This is a genomic window from Salmonella sp. SJTUF15581 (assembly GCF_043356775.1).
In the GTDB taxonomy this organism is placed as follows: domain Bacteria; phylum Pseudomonadota; class Gammaproteobacteria; order Enterobacterales; family Enterobacteriaceae; genus Salmonella; species Salmonella enterica.
Genome location: NZ_JBEUJY010000010.1, coordinates 136,356 through 157,678, shown reverse-complemented (window position 1 = coordinate 157,678; position 21,323 = coordinate 136,356). Strand labels below are relative to the sequence as shown.

The following is a 21,323-nucleotide window of genomic DNA, read 5'->3' as shown; positions in this document are numbered from 1 at the left end:
GTATCGATTTATAGCAGTTATGAGTATGCGTGTTTCATTTACGGCCAGGAACGCTGATGATGACAACATTACTCCCTCTTTTCCGGGTACCTACATCATTCACTCCCTTTGACGGCGAGCGCTTCATCGGCGTCTGTTCGTCGTCTGGCCCCTTTTCTTTTTTCATTCTTATCCCGAATGGAAACCCCCGCTGAGCGCACGCCCGGCGGACTTTGTGACACGCATGGTTAGACAACAGGGATTACGGCGGGTCGATTATGGACAAAATGAAGCGTCATCTGGTGTGGTGGGGAGCGGGGATTCTTGTAGCGGTGGCCGCGATAGCCTGGTGGATGCTGCGCCCTGCGGGAATACCGGAGGGATTTGCCGCCAGCAACGGCAGAATTGAAGCCACCGAAGTGGATATTGCCACTAAGATTGCCGGGCGTATTGATACCATCCTCGTTTCGGAAGGGCAGTTCGTTCGTCAGGGCGAGGTGCTGGCGAAAATGGATACCCGCGTACTGCAGGAGCAGCGGCTGGAGGCGATTGCGCAGATTAAAGAGGCCGAGAGCGCAGTTGCCGCCGCCCGCGCCTTGCTGGAGCAACGCCAGAGTGAAATGCGCGCCGCGCAGTCGGTCGTCAAACAGCGGGAAGCTGAGCTGGACTCCGTCTCTAAACGTCACGTGCGTTCCCGTTCGCTGTCGCAGCGTGGCGCGGTATCTGTACAACAGTTAGATGACGATCGCGCGGCGGCGGAAAGCGCGCGCGCCGCCCTCGAGACCGCCAAAGCGCAGGTATCTGCGGCAAAAGCGGCGATTGAGGCGGCGCGTACCAGTATTATCCAGGCGCAAACGCGCGTGGAAGCGGCGCAGGCGACCGAGCGGCGTATTGTCGCCGACATCGACGACAGCGAATTAAAAGCGCCGCGCGATGGACGCGTGCAGTACCGCGTTGCGGAGCCGGGCGAAGTGTTATCGGCTGGCGGCCGGGTGTTGAACATGGTCGATCTCAGCGACGTTTATATGACATTTTTCCTGCCGACCGAACAGGCGGGGTTGTTGAAGATCGGCGGCGAAGCGCGACTGGTGCTGGACGCCGCGCCGGATCTGCGTATCCCGGCGACGATCAGTTTTGTCGCCAGCGTGGCGCAGTTCACGCCCAAAACCGTGGAAACCCACGATGAACGGCTGAAGCTGATGTTCCGCGTCAAAGCGCGTATTCCGCCAGAGCTGCTGCGACAGCATCTGGAATATGTCAAAACCGGTTTGCCGGGAATGGCCTGGGTTCGTCTGGATGAGCGCGTGCCCTGGCCTGACGCTCTAAGCGTGAGGCTGTCGCAATGACGTCGCTGACGCTGGTGCCTGTTCCTCCCGTGGCGCAGCTTGAGGGGGTGAGCCAGCATTACGGAAAAACGGTCGCGCTGAACAATATCACGCTGGACATTCCCGCCCGTAGTATGGTCGGGCTGATTGGTCCGGACGGGGTGGGTAAGTCGAGCCTGCTGTCGCTGATTTCTGGCGCGCGGGTGATTGAGCAAGGGAACGTTATCGTCCTGGGCGGCGATATGCGCGATGCGAAACATCGCCGCGACGTCTGTCCGCGCATCGCCTGGATGCCGCAGGGGCTGGGGAAAAACCTTTATCACACATTATCGGTTTATGAGAACGTCGATTTTTTCGCTCGTCTCTTTGGTCATGACAAAGCTGAACGCGAAGCGCGTATTACCGAGCTGCTGAACAGCACCGGCCTGGCGCCGTTTCGTGACCGTCCTGCCGGGAAGCTGTCCGGTGGGATGAAACAAAAGCTGGGGCTGTGCTGTGCGCTGATTCATGACCCGGAATTGCTGATTCTTGATGAGCCTACCACCGGCGTGGACCCGCTCTCCCGCGCTCAGTTCTGGGACTTAATCGACAGTATCCGCCAACGGCAGACCAATATGAGCGTGTTGGTCGCAACGGCCTATATGGAAGAGGCGGAGCGTTTTGACTGGCTGGTGGCGATGAATGCGGGCGAGATACTGGCAACCGGCAGCGCGCAGCAACTGCGGGCAAAAACCCATAGTGCGACGCTGGAACAGGCGTTTATCGCCCTGTTGCCAGAAGCGCAGCGCCAGGCGCATAAGCCAGTGGTGATCCCGCCGTATCACGCTGAGCAGGAAGAGATTGCCATTGAGGCGAAAGATCTGACCATGCGCTTCGGTAAGTTCGTCGCGGTTGACCATGTTAATTTCCGCATTCCGCGCGGCGAGATTTTTGGCTTCCTCGGTTCAAACGGTTGCGGCAAATCGACCACCATGAAAATGCTGACCGGTCTGCTTCCCGCCAGCGAAGGCCAGGCCTGGCTATTTGGCCAGCCGGTGGACCCGAACGACATCGATACTCGTCGCCGGGTCGGGTATATGTCGCAGGCTTTTTCGCTCTATAACGAACTCACCGTGCGGCAGAATCTGGAACTTCATGCCCGCCTGTTTCATATTCCGCCAGCGGAGATCCCGGCGCGCGTCGCGCAGATGATCGAACGCTTTATGCTAACGGAGGTGGAAGATACGCTCCCCGCTTCGTTGCCGCTCGGTATCCGCCAGCGTTTATCGCTGGCGGTAGCGGTGATCCATCGCCCGGAAATGCTGATTCTTGATGAGCCAACGTCCGGCGTTGATCCGGTCGCCAGGGATATGTTCTGGCAGCTTATGGTCGATCTTTCGCGTCAGGATAAGGTGACGATTTTTATCTCGACCCATTTTATGAACGAAGCGGAACGTTGCGACCGAATGTCATTGATGCACGCCGGTAAAGTGCTCGCCAGCGGTACGCCGCAGGAATTGGTGCAACAGCGGGGCGCGGCCAATCTGGAAGCGGCGTTTATCTCCTGGCTACAGGAAGCTGCGGGAGCGGCGCCTGAAACCCCAATACCGCCATCCCAGACGCCCGCCGCGTCAGGTAAACCGTCGCGGCAGGGATTGAGCTTCCGGCGTTTGTTCAGCTACAGTCGCCGCGAAGCGCTGGAGCTACGCCGCGATCCGGTACGCTCGACGCTGGCGCTGCTGGGAACGGTAATTCTGATGCTGATTATGGGCTATGGCATCAGTATGGACGTGGAGAACCTGCGTTTTGCCGTACTCGACCGCGATCAAACCGTCAGCAGCCAGGCATGGTCGCTCAATCTGGCGGGATCGCGCTATTTTATCGAACAGCCGCCGCTCGCCAGCTATGACGAGCTTGACCGGCGGATGCGTTCGGGAGAGTTGGCGGTTGCCATTGAGATCCCGCCTAATTTTGGCCGCGATATTGCTCGCGGTACGCCAGCGCAGATTGGCGTCTGGGTGGATGGCGCCATGCCCAGCCGCGCCGAGACGGTGAAGGGGTACGTTCAGGCGATGCACCAAAGCTGGCTGCAGGAGGCGGCAAGTCGTCAGCCGAACCCGGTTAAACAGGCCGGGCTGCTCAACATTGAAACGCGCTATCGCTATAACCCGGATGTGAAAAGTCTGCCCGCTATCGTTCCGGCGGTCATTCCGCTGCTGCTCATGATGATCCCGTCAATGCTTAGCGCCCTGAGCGTGGTGCGGGAGAAAGAGCTGGGGTCGATGATTAATCTGTACGTAACGCCGACGACGCGCAGCGAATTTTTGCTGGGTAAACAACTGCCGTATATCGCGCTGGGTATGCTGAACTTCTTGCTACTGTGCGCGCTGTCGGTCTTTGTGTTCGGCGTGCCGCTGAAAGGCAGCTTTCTCACGCTTACCCTCGCGGCGCTACTTTACGTCATCATCGCCACCGGTCTGGGGCTGCTGATCTCCACGTTTATGAAGAGCCAAATCGCCGCTATTTTTGGGACGTCGATTATTACCCTCATTCCGGCAACACAATTTTCCGGCATGATCGATCCGGTGGCTTCGCTGGAAGGGCCGGGAAGATGGATCGGCGAGATCTACCCGACCAGCCATTTTCTGACGATCGCGCGCGGGACGTTTTCCAAAGCGTTGGATCTGTCCGATCTCTGGCCGTTATTTATGCCGTTACTGATTGCCGTCCCGGTGGTGATGGGTCTGAGCATTCTGCTGCTGAAAAAACAGGAGGGGTAATGCGCGGATTACGTAATATTTATAACCTCGGCGTTAAAGAACTGCGCAGTCTGCTGGGCGACAAAGCGATGCTGTCGCTGATCGTCTTCGCCTTTACGATTTCGGTTTACTCCTCCGCTACCGTCCTGCCCGGTTCGTTGCATCTTGCCCCTATCGCCATCGCCGATATGGATCAGTCACAGTTGTCGAACCGTATTGTGAATAGTTTTTACCGCCCGTGGTTTCTGCCGCCGGAGATGATTACGGCAACGGAAATGGATGCCGGACTGGATGCCGGACGCTATACCTTTGCGGTCAATATTCCGCCGAATTTCCAGCGTGATGTGCTGGCCGGACGTCAGCCTGATATTCAGGTTAACGTCGATGCGACGCGCATGAGCCAGGCGTTTACCGGCAACAGTTATATCCAGAATATTATTAGCGGCGAGGTCAACAGCTTTGTGGCGCGCGCGCGGGGAGATAACGTTCAGCCGGTGTCGCTGGAGATTCGGATGCGCTTTAACCCGAATCTGGACCCGGCGTGGTTTGGCGGCGTGATGGCGATTATCAACAACATTACCATGCTGGCGATAGTGCTGACCGGATCGGCGCTGATCCGCGAGCGAGAACACGGCACGGTAGAGCATCTGTTGGTGATGCCGGTCACGCCCTTTGAGATCATGATGGCAAAAGTGTGGTCGATGGGGCTGGTCGTGCTGGTGGTTTCCGGTTTGTCTTTGATGCTGATGGTGAAAGGCGTACTTGGCGTACCGATTGAAGGATCGATCCCATTGTTTATGTTGGGCGTGGCGCTGAGCCTGTTCGCCACCACTTCAATTGGGATTTTTATGGGCACCATCGCCCGTTCGATGCCGCAACTGGGGTTATTAATGATTCTGGTACTGTTGCCGCTACAAATGCTTTCCGGCGGTTCCACGCCGCGCGAAAGTATGCCGCAGGCGGTGCAGGATATTATGCTGACCATGCCGACGACGCATTTTGTCAGCCTTGCCCAGGCTATTCTTTATCGCGGCGCAGGTTTGAGTATCGTCTGGCCGCAGTTCCTGACCCTGCTGGCGATAGGCGGCGTGTTCTTCCTGATAGCGCTGTTACGCTTCAGAAAAACGATTGGCACAATGGCGTAAACATTATTGCCGGAGGGCGGCTGCGCCTCATCCGGCCTACAAACGACGACGTGCGAACGTAGGCCGGGCAAGCGAAGCGCCCCCGGCAAAGCGCTGGGGCGTTAGTCTTCTTTCGGCAAACACTGCAAGTGGCCGTGGCGCACGCCGCGCTGGGCGATAACATCATCGGCAAAATGCTGTACGTCGCCCATATCGCCCTTCAGAACGGCGATCTCCAGACAGTCATCGTGGTTGATATGGACGTGCAGCGTGGCGACGGATAAATCATGATGATGATGCTGGGTGGAGACGATGCGGCTGGCTAAATCCCGTTTCTCATGTTCATAAACATATGAAAGTACCGCGAAACCCTGTGTGCCGTGTTCCTGAGTGGCCTCCTGCGCCAGAGCGCCGCGCAAAATATCACGGATCGCTTCGGAGCGATTGTTATAGCCGCGTCGCTGGCTCAGGCTGTCCAGCGTTTCCAGTAAATCGTCATCGAGGGTGATGGTGACACGTTGCATCTGACTTAAACCTTTTGGTATGGCGCGTCGGCGCATGGGAAGCTCCGCATTTTGTAACACACGTCCGCCGCCAGAGGGAAAAATTAATGTGTCATAACGCTTTCGTTATCGTCTGCGGCGTCAGCGTAAACGGTGTGGGGGTACAGACTGCCAGACTGAGCGTATCGAGCTGACACTGGCTGACCGACAAGGCAGAGGGCAACGTGCTGTCCACGCTGACGATTTGCCAGGCGCTGCCGCCGCGTTGTTTTACGATGGCTTCTTTACGCGTCCAGATACGCCAGAATGCCGCCAGTTGTTGCTCCGGACGTTCCGCTTCCATTTCAGCATGTTCGCCGAGGCTGAATACCGCATTTGCTAGCGAACGCCAGTTATCGCGCGGGCGGATCACTTCAATATCGCAGCCGACTTCACCTTCGTCGCTAAGCAACAGAGCAATAGTGTCGCCGCTATGACTGAGGTTAAACCACAGCGGCGCTCCGGCGGAAAAAGCCGGTTTACCCTGTTCGCCATACACCATCTCCGGTAGCGGCGAGAGCGCACGGGAAAGCAGCACGCGCCCGGCCAGCCAGCTTGCCCGGCGAACGCCCTGCGGCGCCTGAGCGATTAACGCGTCGGGCAATTGACCTGCGCTTAATGTTGACACTTTTCCCAGAACGACCTGGTACATATCAGGACCAACGTTGCCTATGAAGAAGAGGAGATTGTAGCATCTGTCGCCTCAACCCGGTAAACGGCTTTTCGGTCGGCCTGGCCCCAGTAAGATCGCCAGCTTGCTGCCGCCTTTAGTGGTTTCCATCCAGATTTTGCAGACGCTGGTCAAAGGAACGGACAAGAGCATCCCGACCGGGCCTAATAGCCATCCCCAGACCAATAACGAAAGAAATACCACCAGCGTGGACATTCCCAGACGATGGCCCATCATGCGTGGCTCCATAATGTTGCCAATCACCATATGGACCACCAAAAAGAGCGCGCCGACCAGTACGCACTCGTAAAAACCGTTAAATAACAGCGCCTGAATCATGGGGGGAACGGCGGAAATCACCGAGCCGATATTAGGAACGTAATTGAGCAAAAAGGCCAGTACGCCCCACATTAGCGCAAACTGAATACCCATTAACGCCAGTCCCAGCCAGATAATCGCGCCCGTCCATAAACTGAGCAGCGTTTTCAGCGCCAGATAATGCGAGACGCCTTTCAGGGCGCGGTGCAGGCCGGCAATATGGATTTGTGGATTGTTTAGCGCGAAACGTAATTTATAAGGCACGTGACGCACCTCAAACAGCATAAAAACCACGGTCATCACCAGCAGCACAATGCTTGCCATCGCGCCCGATACGCCGGTCATTAATGTTGTGGTGAAGAGCATGATTTTATCGGAATCCATCCCGCGGAGCATACGTTCCGGTGACATATGTAAATTCAGGAAGGGCATTAACTCCTGAAGGTGTAAGACTTTACGCGTCAGCTCCTTGCTGTATTTAGGCAGCATAGCGATAAATTCATTAAGCGATGCGGCAAGCACACCCACCAGCGCGGTAAGCACGATCAGCATGACGACCACCACGATAGTAATCGCCAGCGGTCGCTTCACGCCCCGGCGAATAAACCAGGTCACTAATGGATTAAGAACGATGGCAAAAAAGAGCGCCAGCAAGAGTTGTACAATAATATCCGCCGCGGCATGAATCCCGGCGAGAATAATAACCAGGGAGGCCAGTTTCAGCAGAATATGCATACCCGTTTTGTCGGGTTGAGCGGTTGCCATGAAGTTTTCCTTGTTGTGTTTTTTTCTAAGTGTAGCGGCTGCCCTGATACCGATAATCTGAATCTCACTACTGATTTTCACCGCGCGCCATGATAGAAAAGAAAACATGTTGTAAAAATGCGGTGATACTCATGCCCGAACCCGTCGCTGAACCGGCGCTAAACGGATTGCGCCTCAATCTGCGTATTGTCTCCATTGTGATGTTTAACTTTGCCAGCTACCTGACCATCGGCCTGCCGCTCGCCGTCTTGCCCGGCTATGTGCATGATGCGATGGGATTCAGCGCGTTCTGGGCGGGGCTTATTATCAGCCTGCAATACTTCGCCACTCTGTTAAGCCGTCCCCATGCCGGGCGGTATGCGGATGTATTAGGGCCGAAAAAAATCGTTGTCTTTGGCTTATGCGGCTGTTTTTTAAGCGGACTCGGCTACCTGCTGGCGGATATCGCCAGCGCCTGGCCGATGATCAGTTTGTTGCTACTGGGGCTGGGTCGCGTGATTTTGGGGATTGGGCAAAGTTTTGCCGGCACCGGTTCGACACTATGGGGCGTCGGCGTCGTCGGGTCGTTGCATATTGGTCGGGTCATCTCCTGGAACGGTATCGTCACCTACGGCGCAATGGCGATGGGCGCGCCGCTGGGCGTGCTGTGTTATGCCTGGGGCGGGTTACAGGGACTGGCGCTAACGGTGATGGGCGTGGCGCTGTTGGCGGTACTGTTAGCCCTTCCACGTCCGTCGGTGAAGGCGAACAAAGGCAAGCCGCTGCCGTTTCGCGCGGTGCTGGGGCGTGTCTGGCTGTATGGTATGGCGTTGGCGCTGGCCTCGGCAGGGTTTGGCGTCATCGCGACGTTTATTACCTTATTTTATGATGCTAAAGGTTGGGATGGCGCCGCCTTTGCGCTCACGTTATTTAGCGTCGCGTTTGTCGGCACGCGTTTGCTGTTCCCTAACGGCATCAATCGTTTAGGCGGGTTGAATGTCGCCATGATCTGCTTTGGCGTGGAGATTATTGGTCTGTTACTGGTGGGAACGGCAGCCATGCCGTGGATGGCAAAAATCGGCGTTTTACTCACGGGGATGGGGTTTTCGCTGGTCTTTCCGGCGCTGGGCGTGGTGGCCGTCAAAGCCGTGCCGCCGCAGAACCAGGGCGCGGCGCTGGCGACCTATACCGTCTTTATGGATATGTCTTTGGGGGTTACCGGGCCGCTGGCGGGGCTGGTGATGACCTGGGCGGGCGTGCCGGTGATTTATCTGGCGGCAGCCGGGCTGGTAACGATGGCGCTATTGCTGACCTGGCGCTTAAAAAAACGGCCTCCGTCTGCACTGCCGGAGGCCGCATCATCATCGTAAAGGTTACTTAATAACCAACGTATTGATGATGTTTTCAGCCGTGGTTTGCGCTTTTTGCTGATTGTCCGCAGGCAGCGTGACCTGAATCGTCAGCAATTGGTTATCCACTTTGCCCAGCACGATGGAAGAGTACGCCGTCTGGCCCTTCGCGGAGATAATGCTGTCCAGTTGTTGCAACGTATGGCCTTTGAGCTCAATAGACTTATTGGTAACGACCTGAAGCTGCGGGTCACGGCTACGCTGTTGCTCAAGCAGGCGGTTCGCCAGCACCGGCAACGCTTCATCGGTATTATCGCCGACGATAACAATCACCGCTTTCTGGCCCGTCGGGTCAGAATAAACGTGCATATTATTCGCCTGGGTGCCCAGCTTACCGCTTTGATCGGTCATATCCGCCGGCAGTGAGAAACTGAGTTTGCCATCCATCAGGCTGATGGGCTGACCGGAGGCCTGGCTTTCTGCGGCGGCGCTTTCTGCCGACGCTTTTGTATCGTTGTTATCACAGGCCGCAAGCCCCATAACCAGCAGGCCAATACCGGCATATTTAACCAAATTGCGCATTGACTTCTTCCTTTCGATAAACGGCCATAACGGCTCATTCGCTCATCTTATCACAACTCGGAAAACGAACCTTTAACTTGCCGGTAATGGGGAAATTTCAGATTTATCTGCCAGCTTTTTCAGCAACATATTCAGTAGAACGCCGTACATCGGCAGGAAGAAAATAATGCTGATGAGCACCTTAAAGCAATAATCCACTAGCGCAATTTCCATCCAGTGCCCGGCCATAAAGGCATCGGGGCTTCGCCAGAACGCAATGAAGAAAAAGGCAAGGGTATCGCTGATATTGCCAAACAGCGTTGAAGCGGTCGGCGCCAGCCACCAGCGACGATTTTGGCGCAGGCGGTTAAACACATGGACATCAAGGATCTGTCCCAGCGCGTAGGCCATAAAGCTGGCGGCGGCGATACGGGCGACGAACAGATTAAAGTTCGCCAGCGCGGCGAAACCTTGCCAGGCGCCCATATAGAACAGCGATGACACCACATATGACACCAGCAGCGCAGGGATCATGACGGCGAAGATAATGCGGCGCGCCAGCGGTGCGCCAAAAATACGCACGGTAAGATCGGTGGCGAGAAAAATAAAAGGAAAACTAAACGCGCCCCAGGTCGTGTGGAAACCAAAAATAGTGATGGGGAGCTGCACCAGATAGTTACTGGAAATGATCACCAGTAAATGGAATAGCGATAGCCAGAACAACGCTTTTACGCGCTGTGATTGTGTAAACGGAGTCATATTGTGACCTTTTTGTTGGATGGGGTGAGGGAACCCAATAAAGAACCGCCGCATAATACTGTTTTGCGCTGGCATTGCAATGGCTAATTTTCACGCAATCGTTAACCTGCCTGGCTTACTGACGAAGATGGGCGTAAAATATCGCCGTTTTTCTACCATTGAGACGAAGATGAGCGATCTGTTTTCCTCCCCTGACCATACGCTTGACGCCCTGGGGCTGCGTTGCCCTGAACCGGTAATGATGGTGCGCAAAACGGTGCGCAACATGCAAACTGGCGAAACATTGCTGATTATCGCCGACGATCCGGCGACGACGCGTGATATTCCGGGGTTCTGTACCTTTATGGAACACGATTTGCTGGCGCAAGAGACGGAGGGTCTGCCGTACCGCTATTTATTGCGTAAAGCGCATTAACCGCACGGCAGATAGCATTCTGATTAGAAGCTTTCCCAGTTCGCCTGTTCTGCGGCGGGCTGTGGCGTTAAACCTTTGCTTAACGGCGTCGGCGATGCCTCCCGACGAGGCTGTTTCTGGATGCGGAACGCGGCGACCGCCTGACGAAGTTCGTTAGCCTGATCTTCCAGCGCCGCCGCCGCTGCTGCGGATTCCTCTACCAGCGAGGCGTTTTGCTGCGTCACGCTGTCCATTTCCGATACCGCCTGCGCCACCTGCTCAATGCCTTTGCTTTGCTCATCGGAGGCAGAGGCGATTTCGCCCATAATATCGGTCACGCGGGTCACGGCGTTGACGATCTCTTTCATGGTTTCTCCCGCTTCGCGTACCTGCGTAGAGCCGGTATCAATGCGCGACACGGAGTTTTCAATCAGCACTTTGATCTCTTTGGCGGCCTGCGCGCTACGGCTGGCCAACGTGCGTACCTCTCCGGCCACGACCGCGAATCCTCGCCCCTGTTCGCCGGCGCGGGCGGCTTCTACCGCGGCGTTCAGCGCCAGGATATTAGTCTGGAAGGCGATACCGTCAATCACGCTGGTGATGTCCACGATTTTTTCCGAGCTTTCGGCGATATCGTTCATGGTGTTCACTACGTTATCCACCACGCGTCCTCCTTTACGCGCGGTTTCTGATGCGGTTTTCGCCAGACCCGTCGCCTGGCGTGCGTTATCGGTGTTTTGCCGTACCGTGGCGGTTAACTGTTCCATGCTGGCGGCGGTCTCCTCCAGCGCCGAGGCCTGCTGTTCGGTACGGGAAGAGAGGTCGCTGCTGCCGGCGGAAATTTCGCCTGCGCCAGTATAGATAGAGTCTGCGTTATCGCGCACCGCGCTGACGGTACGGATTAACGACTGCTGCATCGTTTTGAGACCGGCGGCCAGTTGGCCCATTTCACTGCGTCCTTCAGCCTCTATCTCATGGGTAAGATCGCCGTCGGCGATAGTTTGAATGTGCGCCATAATCCGTTGCAGCGGGCGGAGTAGAACGCGTTGCAGCCCCAGCCAGATAAACGCCAGCACGATGAGTACGATAAGTAGAATTATCCCCAGCGTCCATTGCATCTGGGTAAAACTGCTCTGATTCTGATCGCTGGCTAATTTTATTAATTGCGCATTTTGAGAGAGCCACTGGTCATATACCTGCTCCATGTCATCCTGCGCTTTTTGCGCGTCAAGGTTGCCATAGGCGGCGTAATTATCGGCTTTAAGATAGTGGATAGACTGCTGCAAAACGTCATACATCTGCTTAAAGCTGGCTTCGGCCTGGGCATCCAACGCCGGATCTTTGCCTGCGATCGCTTCGGAGTTCACGTAGTTGTTGAAATGCTTTTCCGCTTCGTTGAGCGACGCGCCAGCGTTGGTTAACAGCGTGTTCATGGCGTCCAGCGAGGCGGGATCGCGCTGATTTTTTAACATGCGTATCGCCACGCGGTTAATGGTGACGCGGGTTTCGATCAATGTCTGAAAACTGCCGCCCAGTTCCTGTTGTTGGTAACTCAGCGCGCTCGCATTCTGGAAATTCAGCCGATCGCTGCTGACGGCGGAATAAAACAGTATTCCTGTCACCAACAATAAGGCGCTAAATATGCCCAGCGTCGCGATAACGCCGGTGATGACTTTGATATTTTTCATAGTGCCTAACATTCCTTATTTTGTAGACGGTATGATCAATATCGGTTGGATAAAAATTAACCTTACATCAAATCACGCTATTTCTGATTAATGGTTTGATAAGTAATAGAAAATAAATAATTTTCGCGTGAATAATATGCACAAAGAAAGGAATACCGCGGGATAACCCGGCGACATGCCGCCGGGTGGGAGAAGATTAGTTTTTACGCAGCAAACGTAGCGCGTTGGCGGTCACTAATACCGTGGCTCCCGTATCCGCCAGGATTGCCAGCCATAGCCCGGTAAAACCCAGTAGCGTCGTCACCAGGAAAATGGCTTTCAGCCCCAGCGCAATGGTGATGTTCTGTCGGATATTCGCGTGGGTAGCGCGCGCCAGCGTAATCATCTGCGCTAACCCGCGCAGACGGTTATGAGTAAGGGCGGCGTCAGCCGTTTCCAGCGCGACGTCAGTACCGCTGCCCATCGCAATTCCGATACTGGCGGCTTTCATCGCGGGCGCATCATTAATGCCGTCGCCCACCATTGCCAGCGGCGCTTGTTGGTTAAGGGCGGTGACTGCCCGCACCTTGTCTTCCGGCAGTAGCCCGGCTTTAAACGCCAGATCCAGCTCGCCGGCAATCGCTGCCGCCGCCCGTGGGTTATCGCCAGTCAGAATCACGCCGTTAACGCCTAACTGATGTAGTTCGCGGATGGCGTCGCGCGCATCGTCACGCAACGTATCCTGGAGGGCGAGGACGCCAAGTACGGTCTCGTTACGTAGCACCAGAACCACCGTCTGCCCGGCGTTTTCCAGTTCGCTAATTTGCCCGGCAAACGCTGCCGCAGGCTGTTTTCCCGCCGCGCAAATCAGAATACGTTCGCCGTTAACCTGCGCTTCAATCCCGGTGCCGGCCAGCGTTCGCTGCGATTCCGCCGTCGGGATCGCCAGATCGCGTGTCTGCGCTTCGCGGACAATAGCCTGCGCCAGCGGGTGCGTAGCGCCTTGTTCTACGGCTGCCGCCAGCGCCAACAGTTCAGCTTCGCTGATACCGCTTGCCGGATGAATCGCCGTCACCCGTGGTTTACCGATGGTCAACGTACCGGTTTTATCAAAGGCGACCTGCGTGATACGGCCCAGTTGCTCCAGCGCTGCGCCGCCTTTTATCAATGCGCCGCGCCGTGCCGCCGCCGCCAGCCCGGAGGTAATGGCCGCGGGCGTGGAGATCACCAGCGCGCACGGGCAACCGATTAATAGCAGCGTCAGCCCTTTATAAATCCACTCCTGCCAGCCGCCATCGAACATCAGCGGCGGAATAAGCGTCACCAGCAGCGCGATGACCATAATGACTGGCGTATAGATGCGGCTGAAACGGTCAATAAACCGCTCAATGGGCGCACGGCGCTCTTCCGCCTCTTCAATCAGCGTCAGGATACGGTCAATCGCGCTGGCGCCAGGTTCAGATAGCACCTCCAGGGTGACGAGACGGTCAACGCTGGTCGCGCCTGCCGGGACTTTGTCGCCCGTTGCGCGCTCCACTGGGATAGACTCGCCGGTGAGCGCGCTTTCATCAAAGCTGGCGAAACCGGAAACCAGTTTACCGTCGGCGGGTAAACGCCCCCCGGCGGCGACTTCGATAATATCGCCCGGTCGCAGGGTATTAATAGCGACCTCTTCCCGTACGCCGTCGCGCAGACGGGTCGCCGTTTCCGGTTTAAGCGCCATTAACGCGCTGACGCCTTTACGGGCGCGGCTGGCGGCCCATCCTTCCAGGCGCTCGCCGATGAGGAACAGCAGCAATACCATTGCCGCCTCCGCCGTCGCGCCAATAAACAGCGCGCCAATGGCGGCGACGCTCATCAGCGTTTCAATAGCGAACCAACTGCCGCTTTTCATCAGCCGCAGCGCCTGGCGGGCAATAGGATACAGACCGACCAGAGTGGTGACGATAAAGGCCAGTTGGCCGAACGGGTGGTTAAATTGCTCCAGCCCCCAGCTTATCGCCATCATAATGATCAGCGTAATAAGCGGCAGGTTCTCTTTAAGACGAGATTCAGGCGCGGCGTCGCGCGAATCTTCGCTACGCAAGGTATAACCCGCCTTCTGTACGGCGCGTTCAATTTGCGCGCGGAGGTCGGCGTCGGCATCGACCACTAACTTTTCGGTGGCGAACAGCACTTGCGCCTGGTTGACGCCGCGAATTTGGCGGACCGCATTCTCCACTTTTCGGGCGCAGGCGGCGCAGTCCATGCCGGAGATTTTCCAGGTATAGCGCGTGCCTGCCACGGCAGTAGAAACAGGCGCGCTGGACGCGCAATGTTCTTCGCAGCAGCAGCTATCGGCCTTCTGTATTGCCGGGGCTAATCTGAAGGAGGTAAAGGGCGGGACTTTTTTGCCATCGGTATCAGGGGTCGACATAACGTCCTCCGGTTGATGATAATTTTCTCATTAACCGGAGGATACACTCTGGAGTCGACTCCAGAGTCAAGCGCTATTATTTACAGGTACAGCGAGCGAACAATCAGGAAGTGTCCGGCAAAGTAGCAGGCGGCGGCAATCGCGTTATCCGCCCGGAAACGGCGGCGGTAATGGCTACCCAGCCAGACGATATTGCCGATAAACAGCAGCGTCGCGCCGGTAAAGGCCGAAAGGGCTGGCGCCGTTGGGCGGAAGAACCACAGTTCGCCCGCCAGCCAGACCATGACCAGAGTCATGGCGATAAAAGTACATACCGGCCAGCGTAGCTCCTCCAGTCGCGTCCAGATAACGGCGATAAGCAACGCGCCGACTATCAGTAACGCCAGCGGCAGCGGCCAGAAGAACGACAACGTCATTTGGCTGGCAAAGTAAATGGTGTAGAGCAGATGCGATAAGAAAAATGCCCCGACGGCGTACAGCAGGCGTTGACGCGGTAAGAGCGTTAACGCATCGCCGACCAGCGAGGCGCACAGCCCGGCCAACACAAGATAACTGATGGCGTCAAACATCGGCGCTTGCCAGGCCAGTAACAGCAACAGTAATAACGTGACGGGCTTAAAAACCCAGCGTTGCCAGGCTGGCCCGCGATAGGAGGCGTCCACATACAGCCATGCGGACAGGCAGACAGCGATAAACGACCAAAGCATCTTAATTCCTTGAATTCGTTATTTTTTCGCAAACGGTATGCTTGCGGCTCTATTATTCAGTGTAGAGGCCGTGACGGTCAGATGACAACACTATAACGGGCAGGGTATGCTTATTTCCGCATTTTCTGACAGGTTAACAGTATGAGTAAGCCACCGCTTTTCTTCATTATAATCATTGCATTAATCGTAGTTGCCGCGTCGTTCCGCTTCGTTCAGCAACGGCGGGAAAAAGCCGCTAATGAGGCGGCGCCGTTACAGCAAAAGCTGGTCGTGGTCAGCAATAAACGGGAGAAGCCGGTTAATGACCGACGCTCTCGCCAGCAGGAAGTGAGCCCGGCGGGAACCAGTATGCGCTATGAGGCAAGTTTTAAGCCGCTCAATGGCGGTCTGGAAAAAACGTTCCGTTTACAAGCGCAGCAGTACCACGCTTTGACGGTGGGCGATCAAGGTACGCTGAGCTATAAGGGAACGCGGTTCGTCGGGTTTGTTAGCCGTACCCCGGATAACGAATAAACCGTCATCCGGCAGCAAACGTTATTTTTTGTTCTTAAACTTCTTCTGCCAGACCAGCAGCTCAAACACGCCGAACAGGAAAATGCGGATTTTCTCTCCCGTCGTCATCTGCGGACCCTCTTTCGGTATCGTTGATTTCAGCAACGCCAACTGCATACCGTGCATCAGCGCCATGAACACCAACGCCACGTTGACGAAGATATTGAGCGGGCGCGGGAAGGGTTGCACCAGATTAAGAATCAAAAATGCCCACACGAAGAGCATTAATAAGCGGCCCAGATTAATCAACATCATTTTCTCCTTGCGCGTCGCGCTGATACAGACGATAAGCGACCTGTCCGGCCACCTTTTCTCGATACAATGCCCAGTTCGCCGGAACGGGCGGCAGACCGTTTTCCACCTCGCTTTCTACGTAGATTAGCGCGTCGTCGGCCAGCCATCCCTGGGTTTCCAGCAATTGTAACGTCTCTTCCAGCAGCCCTTTACGAAACGGCGGGTCGACAAAGACGACGTGATGCGGCGTTCCCGGCTGGCTGAGGAAGGCCAGAGTATTGGTATTGACGACGCGAGCATTGTTGGCTTTCAGCGTCGCCAGATTTTTTTGCAACTGCTGCGATACGGCGCGATCCATTTCCAGTAACGTTGCCTGGGCCGCATAACGCGATAGCGCCTCCAGGCCCAGAGCGCCGCTGCCGGCAAAGCAATCCAGACAATGGGCGTCTACCATTACCGGAGCCAGCCAGTTAAATAACGTTTCGCGCACGCGATCGGTGGTGGGACGCAGACCCGGGCTGTCCGGAACCGGTAATTTACGGCCACGCCATTGCCCGCCAATAATGCGGATTTGGCCGCTGCCAGAGTGAGTCGGTTTTTTCATTTCTCTTGCTCGAACCGCCTGTTGCAAGTTATTCCAGGCGGTGATGTGAATTAAGTTAAGTGATAGACTATTTCATCATTTTTTTAGCTTCCATGTATATAGCGCCGCGAGGGGTGTAGTCGCAGATGGCAAAACAGAAAAAACGTGGCTTCTTTTCCTGGTTGGGCTTCGGTGATAAAGAGCAGAAGCAGGAACAGACCGAAGAACAGCAGATTGTTGAGGAACAACGACCGGTTGAGCCCCCTGTTGAAACGGCGGCAGACATAGACGCGCAAACGCCCGCGCACAGCAAAGCAGAAACAGAAGCCTTTGCGGAAGAGGTGGTGGACGTTACTGAGAAAGTTCAGGAGAGCGAAAAACCGCAGCCGGTAGAGCCGGAGCCCGCGGCGGCCATTGAGACGGCAGCACCGCAGATCGCGGTGGAACGCGAGGAGTTGCCGCTGCCGGAAGAGGTCAAAGACGAGGCTATCTCGCCGGAAGAGTGGCAGGCCGAAGCGGAAACCGTAGAGGTCATTGCCGCGGTAGAAGAAGAGGGCGAAAACGCGGCGAAATTCACCGACGAAGAGCTGGAAGCGCAGGCGCTGGCCGCTCAGGCGGCGGAAGAGGCGGTGATGGTTGTTCCGCCTGCGGAAGAAGACGCGCCGGTGGAAGCGATCGTTCAGGAACAGGAAAAACCGACTAAAGAAGGTTTCTTTGCCCGCCTGAAACGCAGTCTGCTGAAAACCAAAGAAAATCTCGGTTCCGGATTTATCAGTCTGTTCCGCGGCAAGAAAATCGACGATGATTTGTTCGAGGAGCTGGAAGAGCAGTTGCTCATCGCTGATGTCGGGGTAGAAACCACGCGTAAGATTATCGCTAATCTGACGGAAGGCGCCAGCCGCAAACAGCTTAAAGATGCCGAGGCGCTGTATGGTCTGTTGAAAGACGAGATGGGCGAGATTCTGGCGAAGGTAGACGAACCGCTTAATATTGAAGGTAAAACGCCTTTTGTTATTCTGATGGTTGGCGTGAACGGCGTGGGTAAAACCACCACTATCGGTAAACTGGCGCGCCAGTTTGAGCAGCAGGGTAAATCAGTGATGCTGGCGGCGGGGGATACTTTCCGCGCGGCGGCGGTCGAACAGCTACAGGTCTGGGGACAGCGTAACAACATTCCGGTTATCGCCCAGCATACCGGCGCGGACTCCGCCTCGGTGATTTTTGACGCTATCCAGGCCGCGAAGGCGCGTAATGTGGATGTGTTAATTGCCGATACGGCAGGGCGTTTGCAGAACAAGTCGCACCTGATGGAAGAGCTGAAAAAAATCGTTCGCGTCATGAAAAAGCTGGACGAAGAAGCGCCACATGAAGTTATGCTGACCATTGACGCCAGCACCGGACAGAACGCGGTAAGCCAGGCCAAACTGTTCCATGAAGCGGTAGGCTTAACCGGTATTACCCTGACCAAGCTGGACGGTACGGCGAAAGGCGGGGTGATTTTCTCGGTAGCTGACCAGTTTGGCATTCCTATCCGTTACATTGGCGTGGGCGAACGTATCGAGGATTTGCGTCCGTTTAAGGCGGACGATTTTATTGAGGCACTTTTTGCCCGAGAGGATTAACAATGATTCGCTTTGAACATGTCAGCAAGGCCTATCTCGGCGGGAGACAAGCGCTGCAGGGAGTGACATTCCATATGCGGCCAGGCGAGATGGCGTTTCTGACCGGCCACTCCGGCGCGGGGAAAAGTACCCTGCTGAAGCTAATCTGTGGGATTGAGCGGCCCAGCGCCGGCAAAATCTTCTTCAGCGGGCATGATATTACGCGCCTGAAAAACCGCGAAGTGCCGTTTTTGCGCCGCCAGATTGGGATGATTTTCCAGGATCACCATCTGCTGATGGATCGCACGGTTTATGACAATGTGGCGATACCGTTAATCATTGCCGGCGCCAGCGGCGATGATATCCGTCGTCGTGTGTCGGCGGCGCTGGATAAGGTTGGACTACTGGACAAAGCGAGAAACTTCCCGATTCAACTCTCCGGAGGCGAACAACAGCGCGTGGGCATCGCCCGCGCGGTGGTCAATAAGCCAGCGGTATTGCTGGCGGATGAACCGACCGGGAACCTGGACGACGCGTTGTCGGAAGGGATTTTACGTCTGTTTGAAGAGTTTAACCGCGTAGGGGTGACGGTACTGATGGCGACGCACGATATTGGACTTATCTCCCGTCGTTCCTATAGGCAGCTCGTCCTGAGCGATGGACATCTGCATGGAGGCCTGGCCAATGAATAGGCGCGACGCGATTAACCAAATCAGGCAGTTCGGCGGACGGCTGGATCGACTGCGTAAGTCTCGCGGCGGAACAGGCGGCGGGCGCAACGCGCCAGGACGCCAGAAGCCGACGCCGAAACCGAACTCACGTAAAACGAATGTCTTTAATGAACAGGTGCGCTATGCCTGGCACGGCGCGCTGCAAGATCTGAAAAGCAAACCGCTGGCGACGTTTCTAACGGTGATGGTGATCGCCATCTCCCTGACGCTGCCCAGCGTCTGTTACATGGTCTATAAGAACGTCAACCAGGCGGCGACTCAGTATTATCCGTCGCCGCAGATCACCGTTTATCTGCAAAAAACGCTGGATGATGACGCGGCGGCGCGGGTCGTTGGGCAGCTTCAGGCCGAGCAGGGCGTTGAGAAGGTCAACTACCTGTCCCGTGAGGACGCGCTGGGAGAATTCCGCAACTGGTCGGGTTTTGGCGGCGCGCTGGACATGCTGGAAGAGAACCCGCTACCGGCGGTGGCGGTGGTGATCCCCAAGCTGGACTTCCAGAGTACCGCCTCGCTTAATACGCTGCGCGACCGTATCTCGCAGATTAACGGCATTGACGAAGTCCGCATGGATGATAGCTGGTTTGCGCGCCTGGCGGCGCTCACCGGGCTGGTGGGCCGCGTGTCGGCGATGATCGGCGTGCTGATGGTCGCGGCGGTCTTCCTCGTTATCGGCAACAGCGTGCGCCTGAGCATTTTTGCCCGTCGCGATACCATTAACGTGCAAAAGCTGATTGGCGCGACCGATGGCTTTATCCTGCGTCCGTTCCTCTATGGCGGCGCGTTGCTCGGTTTTTCCGGCGCGTTTCTTTCACTGATATTGTCTGAAATTTTGGTGATGCGTTTATCATCGGCGGTGACTGAAGTGGCGCAGGTCTTCGGCACGAAGTTTGATCTCAATGGCTTATCGTTCGATGAGTGCCTACTGCTGCTGCTGGTCTGTTCCATGATTGGCTGGATCGCCGCCTGGCTGGCCACGGTGCAACATTTACGTCACTTTACTCCCGATTGATAAAATCGTGGTATAATCTTTCCCTGCAATGGGCTTCCGTTCGCAGGGAAAGAGTCCCTGTTGTCTCTTCCCCGCGCATCATCTTTATGTCACAAGATTTGTGCAAATTATGCACAATGTTACATTGAACTTGTGGATAAAATCACTGTCTGATAAAAGAGTGGGTGATATTCTCGTTGCTCATCGGCTTTGGCACGGTTGTTGCTCGCTGACGGTGCCAGGCAATACTGATTGAGAGGATTTGAATGACCAAAGAAATGCAAAATTTAGCTTTAGCCCCTGTTGGCAACCTGGAATCTTATATCCGGGCGGCGAACGCGTGGCCGATGTTATCGGCTGACGAGGAGCGGGCATTGGCTGAAAGGCTGCATTACCAGGGCGATCTGGAAGCAGCTAAAACGCTGATCCTGTCTCACCTGCGCTTTGTTGTTCATATTGCTCGTAACTATGCGGGCTATGGTCTGCCGCAGGCGGATTTGATCCAGGAAGGCAACATCGGCCTGATGAAAGCCGTACGCCGTTTCAACCCGGAAGTAGGCGTGCGTCTGGTCTCCTTCGCCGTACACTGGATTAAAGCAGAAATTCACGAATACGTGCTGCGTAACTGGCGTATCGTTAAAGTCGCAACCACGAAAGCGCAGCGTAAGCTGTTCTTTAATCTGCGTAAAACCAAGCAGCGTCTGGGCTGGTTTAATCAGGATGAGGTTGAAATGGTGGCGCGCGAACTGGGTGTTTCCAGTAAAGACGTGCGTGAGATGGAGTCGCGTATGGCGGCGCAGGACATGACGTTTGACATGTCTTCGGACGATGAGTCCGACAGCCAGCCAATGGCGCCGGTGCTGTATCTGCAGGATAAATCGTCTAACTTTGCCGACGGCATTGAAGACGATAACTGGGAAGAGCAGGCCGCCAACCGACTGACCGACGCGATGCAGGGGCTCGACGAGCGTAGCCAGGATATTATCCGCGCTCGCTGGCTGGACGAAGACAATAAGTCTACGTTGCAGGAGCTGGCCGATCGTTACGGCGTCTCCGCTGAGCGTGTGCGCCAGCTTGAAAAGAACGCCATGAAAAAGCTTCGCGCTGCGATCGAAGCGTAACCTTCGCGAATTGCCAATGAACCCTCGAATGTGAATTCGGGGGTTTTGTTTTTTGTAGGCCGGATAAGGCGTTTACCCTGCCATCCGGCAACACGTTTGCCCGATGGCGCTTCGCTTATCGGGCCTACGGGCCCTTCCTCTCCCCCACCGACACAAATCTGTTATCTGGATGTAAATTTAGCTATTCCAAAATAATAAAAATCGGGTATGTTTTAGCAGA

Annotated in this window: 20 protein-coding genes; 10 read left to right on the top strand and 10 right to left on the bottom strand. The window is 55.8% G+C overall.

Annotated features, from left to right (window positions below; genetic code table 11):
• The first annotated feature begins 257 nt into the window (after positions 1 to 257).
• The 3 genes from ABVN36_RS17470 to ABVN36_RS17460 are packed head-to-tail and all read left to right on the top strand — an operon-like array spanning position 258 to position 5,187.
• The gene (locus tag ABVN36_RS17470) at positions 258 to 1,325 is read left to right on the top strand and encodes an HlyD family secretion protein (RefSeq protein ID WP_000359836.1); all 1,068 of its coding nucleotides are present in this window, start codon (positions 258 to 260) and stop codon (positions 1,323 to 1,325) included.
• A complete protein-coding gene (rbbA, locus tag ABVN36_RS17465) occupies positions 1,322 to 4,063 on the top strand; it encodes a ribosome-associated ATPase/putative transporter RbbA (RefSeq protein WP_000202922.1) in 2,742 nt (913 codons plus the stop codon). The genes ABVN36_RS17470 and rbbA overlap by 4 nt, the downstream gene beginning before the upstream one ends.
• Complete coding sequence (locus tag ABVN36_RS17460) at positions 4,063 to 5,187, top strand: ABC transporter permease (protein ID WP_001214764.1); 1,125 nt, start codon at positions 4,063 to 4,065, stop codon at positions 5,185 to 5,187. Before rbbA ends, ABVN36_RS17460 begins: the two co-directional genes overlap by 1 nt.
• A gap of 101 nt (positions 5,188 to 5,288) precedes the next feature.
• Here ABVN36_RS17460 and nikR read toward each other — a convergent pair whose 3' ends face one another.
• The 3 genes from nikR to ABVN36_RS17445 all read right to left on the bottom strand — a co-directional run bounded on the left by nikR (position 5,289) and on the right by ABVN36_RS17445 (position 7,461).
• Positions 5,289 to 5,690: a nickel-responsive transcriptional regulator NikR gene (gene nikR / locus ABVN36_RS17455; RefSeq protein ID WP_001190057.1), complete on the bottom strand. Its 402-nt coding sequence runs from the start codon at positions 5,688 to 5,690 to the stop codon at positions 5,289 to 5,291.
• Positions 5,691 to 5,781: 91 nt separating this feature from the next.
• Positions 5,782 to 6,360, bottom strand: coding sequence for a 4'-phosphopantetheinyl transferase AcpT (gene acpT, locus ABVN36_RS17450; RefSeq protein ID WP_000285376.1), 579 nt, complete (start codon positions 6,358 to 6,360; stop codon positions 5,782 to 5,784).
• A gap of 51 nt (positions 6,361 to 6,411) precedes the next feature.
• A complete protein-coding gene (locus ABVN36_RS17445; RefSeq protein ID WP_000179589.1) occupies positions 6,412 to 7,461 on the bottom strand; it encodes an AI-2E family transporter in 1,050 nt (349 codons plus the stop codon).
• 89 nt (positions 7,462 to 7,550) lie between these two features.
• Between ABVN36_RS17445 and ABVN36_RS17440 the strand changes: the two genes are divergently transcribed.
• Positions 7,551 to 8,810: an MFS transporter gene (locus ABVN36_RS17440; RefSeq protein WP_077677850.1), complete on the top strand. Its 1,260-nt coding sequence runs from the start codon at positions 7,551 to 7,553 to the stop codon at positions 8,808 to 8,810.
• A 3-nt stretch (positions 8,811 to 8,813) separates the two neighbouring features.
• Here ABVN36_RS17440 and ABVN36_RS17435 read toward each other — a convergent pair whose 3' ends face one another.
• Together ABVN36_RS17435 and ABVN36_RS17430 are read right to left on the bottom strand one after the other, a co-directional pair.
• Positions 8,814 to 9,371: a DcrB family lipoprotein gene (locus ABVN36_RS17435; RefSeq protein WP_001245277.1), complete on the bottom strand. Its 558-nt coding sequence runs from the start codon at positions 9,369 to 9,371 to the stop codon at positions 8,814 to 8,816.
• A gap of 72 nt (positions 9,372 to 9,443) precedes the next feature.
• On the bottom strand, positions 9,444 to 10,109 hold the full coding sequence (locus ABVN36_RS17430; RefSeq protein WP_001518097.1) for a 7-cyano-7-deazaguanine/7-aminomethyl-7-deazaguanine transporter: 666 nt from the start codon (positions 10,107 to 10,109) through the stop codon (positions 9,444 to 9,446).
• 169 nt (positions 10,110 to 10,278) lie between these two features.
• On the opposite strand from ABVN36_RS17430, the gene tusA reads away from it, so the two are divergent.
• Complete coding sequence (gene tusA, locus ABVN36_RS17425) at positions 10,279 to 10,524, top strand: sulfurtransferase TusA (protein WP_001541054.1); 246 nt, start codon at positions 10,279 to 10,281, stop codon at positions 10,522 to 10,524.
• Positions 10,525 to 10,547: 23 nt separating this feature from the next.
• Here tusA and ABVN36_RS17420 read toward each other — a convergent pair whose 3' ends face one another.
• The 3 genes from ABVN36_RS17420 to ABVN36_RS17410 form a co-directional block, all read right to left on the bottom strand.
• Positions 10,548 to 12,191, bottom strand: a complete 1,644-nt coding sequence (locus ABVN36_RS17420) for a methyl-accepting chemotaxis citrate transducer (RefSeq protein WP_000789678.1) — start codon at positions 12,189 to 12,191, stop codon at positions 10,548 to 10,550.
• A gap of 196 nt (positions 12,192 to 12,387) precedes the next feature.
• Positions 12,388 to 14,586, bottom strand: a complete 2,199-nt coding sequence (zntA, locus tag ABVN36_RS17415) for a Zn(II)/Cd(II)/Pb(II) translocating P-type ATPase ZntA (protein ID WP_000106657.1) — start codon at positions 14,584 to 14,586, stop codon at positions 12,388 to 12,390.
• Positions 14,587 to 14,666: 80 nt separating this feature from the next.
• Positions 14,667 to 15,293, bottom strand: coding sequence for a lysoplasmalogenase (locus ABVN36_RS17410; RefSeq protein WP_000964735.1), 627 nt, complete (start codon positions 15,291 to 15,293; stop codon positions 14,667 to 14,669).
• A gap of 141 nt (positions 15,294 to 15,434) precedes the next feature.
• On the opposite strand from ABVN36_RS17410, the gene ABVN36_RS17405 reads away from it, so the two are divergent.
• The gene (locus ABVN36_RS17405) at positions 15,435 to 15,806 is read left to right on the top strand and encodes a DUF2500 domain-containing protein (protein WP_000042850.1); all 372 of its coding nucleotides are present in this window, start codon (positions 15,435 to 15,437) and stop codon (positions 15,804 to 15,806) included.
• 21 nt (positions 15,807 to 15,827) lie between these two features.
• Here the strand turns inward: ABVN36_RS17405 and ABVN36_RS17400 are convergent, their stop codons facing one another.
• Positions 15,828 to 16,097 (bottom strand): DUF1145 family protein, encoded by a 270-nt coding sequence (locus tag ABVN36_RS17400; protein ID WP_000906762.1) that lies wholly within the window; start codon positions 16,095 to 16,097, stop codon positions 15,828 to 15,830.
• The gene (gene rsmD, locus ABVN36_RS17395; RefSeq protein ID WP_000743275.1) at positions 16,087 to 16,683 is read right to left on the bottom strand and encodes a 16S rRNA (guanine(966)-N(2))-methyltransferase; all 597 of its coding nucleotides are present in this window, start codon (positions 16,681 to 16,683) and stop codon (positions 16,087 to 16,089) included. The genes ABVN36_RS17400 and rsmD overlap by 11 nt, the downstream gene beginning before the upstream one ends.
• Before the next feature lie 125 nt (positions 16,684 to 16,808).
• On the opposite strand from rsmD, the gene ftsY reads away from it, so the two are divergent.
• The 4 genes from ftsY to rpoH all read left to right on the top strand — a co-directional run bounded on the left by ftsY (position 16,809) and on the right by rpoH (position 21,103).
• A complete protein-coding gene (ftsY, locus tag ABVN36_RS17390; RefSeq protein ID WP_023137384.1) occupies positions 16,809 to 18,284 on the top strand; it encodes a signal recognition particle-docking protein FtsY in 1,476 nt (491 codons plus the stop codon).
• 2 nt (positions 18,285 to 18,286) lie between these two features.
• Entirely contained in the window at positions 18,287 to 18,955 is a 669-nt protein-coding gene (ftsE, locus tag ABVN36_RS17385) for a cell division ATP-binding protein FtsE (protein ID WP_000617729.1), read from the top strand.
• Positions 18,948 to 20,003, top strand: a complete 1,056-nt coding sequence (gene ftsX / locus ABVN36_RS17380; protein WP_001081707.1) for a permease-like cell division protein FtsX — start codon at positions 18,948 to 18,950, stop codon at positions 20,001 to 20,003. Before ftsE ends, ftsX begins: the two co-directional genes overlap by 8 nt.
• Positions 20,004 to 20,248: 245 nt before the next feature.
• A complete protein-coding gene (gene rpoH, locus ABVN36_RS17375) occupies positions 20,249 to 21,103 on the top strand; it encodes an RNA polymerase sigma factor RpoH (RefSeq protein ID WP_000159621.1) in 855 nt (284 codons plus the stop codon).
• The last annotated feature ends 220 nt before the right edge of the window (positions 21,104 to 21,323 follow it).

What these genes read in the sequence shown, in the direction of transcription:
- ABVN36_RS17470 (WP_000359836.1), top strand. Translation starts at nt 258, where the DNA reads ATGGACAAAATGAAGCGTCATCTGGTGTGGTGGGGAGCGGGGATTCTT.
- rbbA (WP_000202922.1), top strand. Translation starts at nt 1,322, where the DNA reads ATGACGTCGCTGACGCTGGTGCCTGTTCCTCCCGTGGCGCAGCTTGAG.
- ABVN36_RS17460 (WP_001214764.1), top strand. Translation starts at nt 4,063, where the DNA reads ATGCGCGGATTACGTAATATTTATAACCTCGGCGTTAAAGAACTGCGC.
- nikR (WP_001190057.1), bottom strand. Translation starts at nt 5,690, where the DNA reads ATGCAACGTGTCACCATCACCCTCGATGACGATTTACTGGAAACGCTG.
- acpT (WP_000285376.1), bottom strand. Translation starts at nt 6,360, where the DNA reads ATGTACCAGGTCGTTCTGGGAAAAGTGTCAACATTAAGCGCAGGTCAA.
- ABVN36_RS17445 (WP_000179589.1), bottom strand. Translation starts at nt 7,461, where the DNA reads ATGGCAACCGCTCAACCCGACAAAACGGGTATGCATATTCTGCTGAAA.
- ABVN36_RS17440 (WP_077677850.1), top strand. Translation starts at nt 7,551, where the DNA reads ATGATAGAAAAGAAAACATGTTGTAAAAATGCGGTGATACTCATGCCC.
- ABVN36_RS17435 (WP_001245277.1), bottom strand. Translation starts at nt 9,371, where the DNA reads ATGCGCAATTTGGTTAAATATGCCGGTATTGGCCTGCTGGTTATGGGG.
- ABVN36_RS17430 (WP_001518097.1), bottom strand. Translation starts at nt 10,109, where the DNA reads ATGACTCCGTTTACACAATCACAGCGCGTAAAAGCGTTGTTCTGGCTA.
- tusA (WP_001541054.1), top strand. Translation starts at nt 10,279, where the DNA reads ATGAGCGATCTGTTTTCCTCCCCTGACCATACGCTTGACGCCCTGGGG.
- ABVN36_RS17420 (WP_000789678.1), bottom strand. Translation starts at nt 12,191, where the DNA reads ATGAAAAATATCAAAGTCATCACCGGCGTTATCGCGACGCTGGGCATA.
- zntA (WP_000106657.1), bottom strand. Translation starts at nt 14,586, where the DNA reads ATGTCGACCCCTGATACCGATGGCAAAAAAGTCCCGCCCTTTACCTCC.
- ABVN36_RS17410 (WP_000964735.1), bottom strand. Translation starts at nt 15,293, where the DNA reads ATGCTTTGGTCGTTTATCGCTGTCTGCCTGTCCGCATGGCTGTATGTG.
- ABVN36_RS17405 (WP_000042850.1), top strand. Translation starts at nt 15,435, where the DNA reads ATGAGTAAGCCACCGCTTTTCTTCATTATAATCATTGCATTAATCGTA.
- ABVN36_RS17400 (WP_000906762.1), bottom strand. Translation starts at nt 16,097, where the DNA reads ATGTTGATTAATCTGGGCCGCTTATTAATGCTCTTCGTGTGGGCATTT.
- rsmD (WP_000743275.1), bottom strand. Translation starts at nt 16,683, where the DNA reads ATGAAAAAACCGACTCACTCTGGCAGCGGCCAAATCCGCATTATTGGC.
- ftsY (WP_023137384.1), top strand. Translation starts at nt 16,809, where the DNA reads ATGGCAAAACAGAAAAAACGTGGCTTCTTTTCCTGGTTGGGCTTCGGT.
- ftsE (WP_000617729.1), top strand. Translation starts at nt 18,287, where the DNA reads ATGATTCGCTTTGAACATGTCAGCAAGGCCTATCTCGGCGGGAGACAA.
- ftsX (WP_001081707.1), top strand. Translation starts at nt 18,948, where the DNA reads ATGAATAGGCGCGACGCGATTAACCAAATCAGGCAGTTCGGCGGACGG.
- rpoH (WP_000159621.1), top strand. Translation starts at nt 20,249, where the DNA reads ATGACCAAAGAAATGCAAAATTTAGCTTTAGCCCCTGTTGGCAACCTG.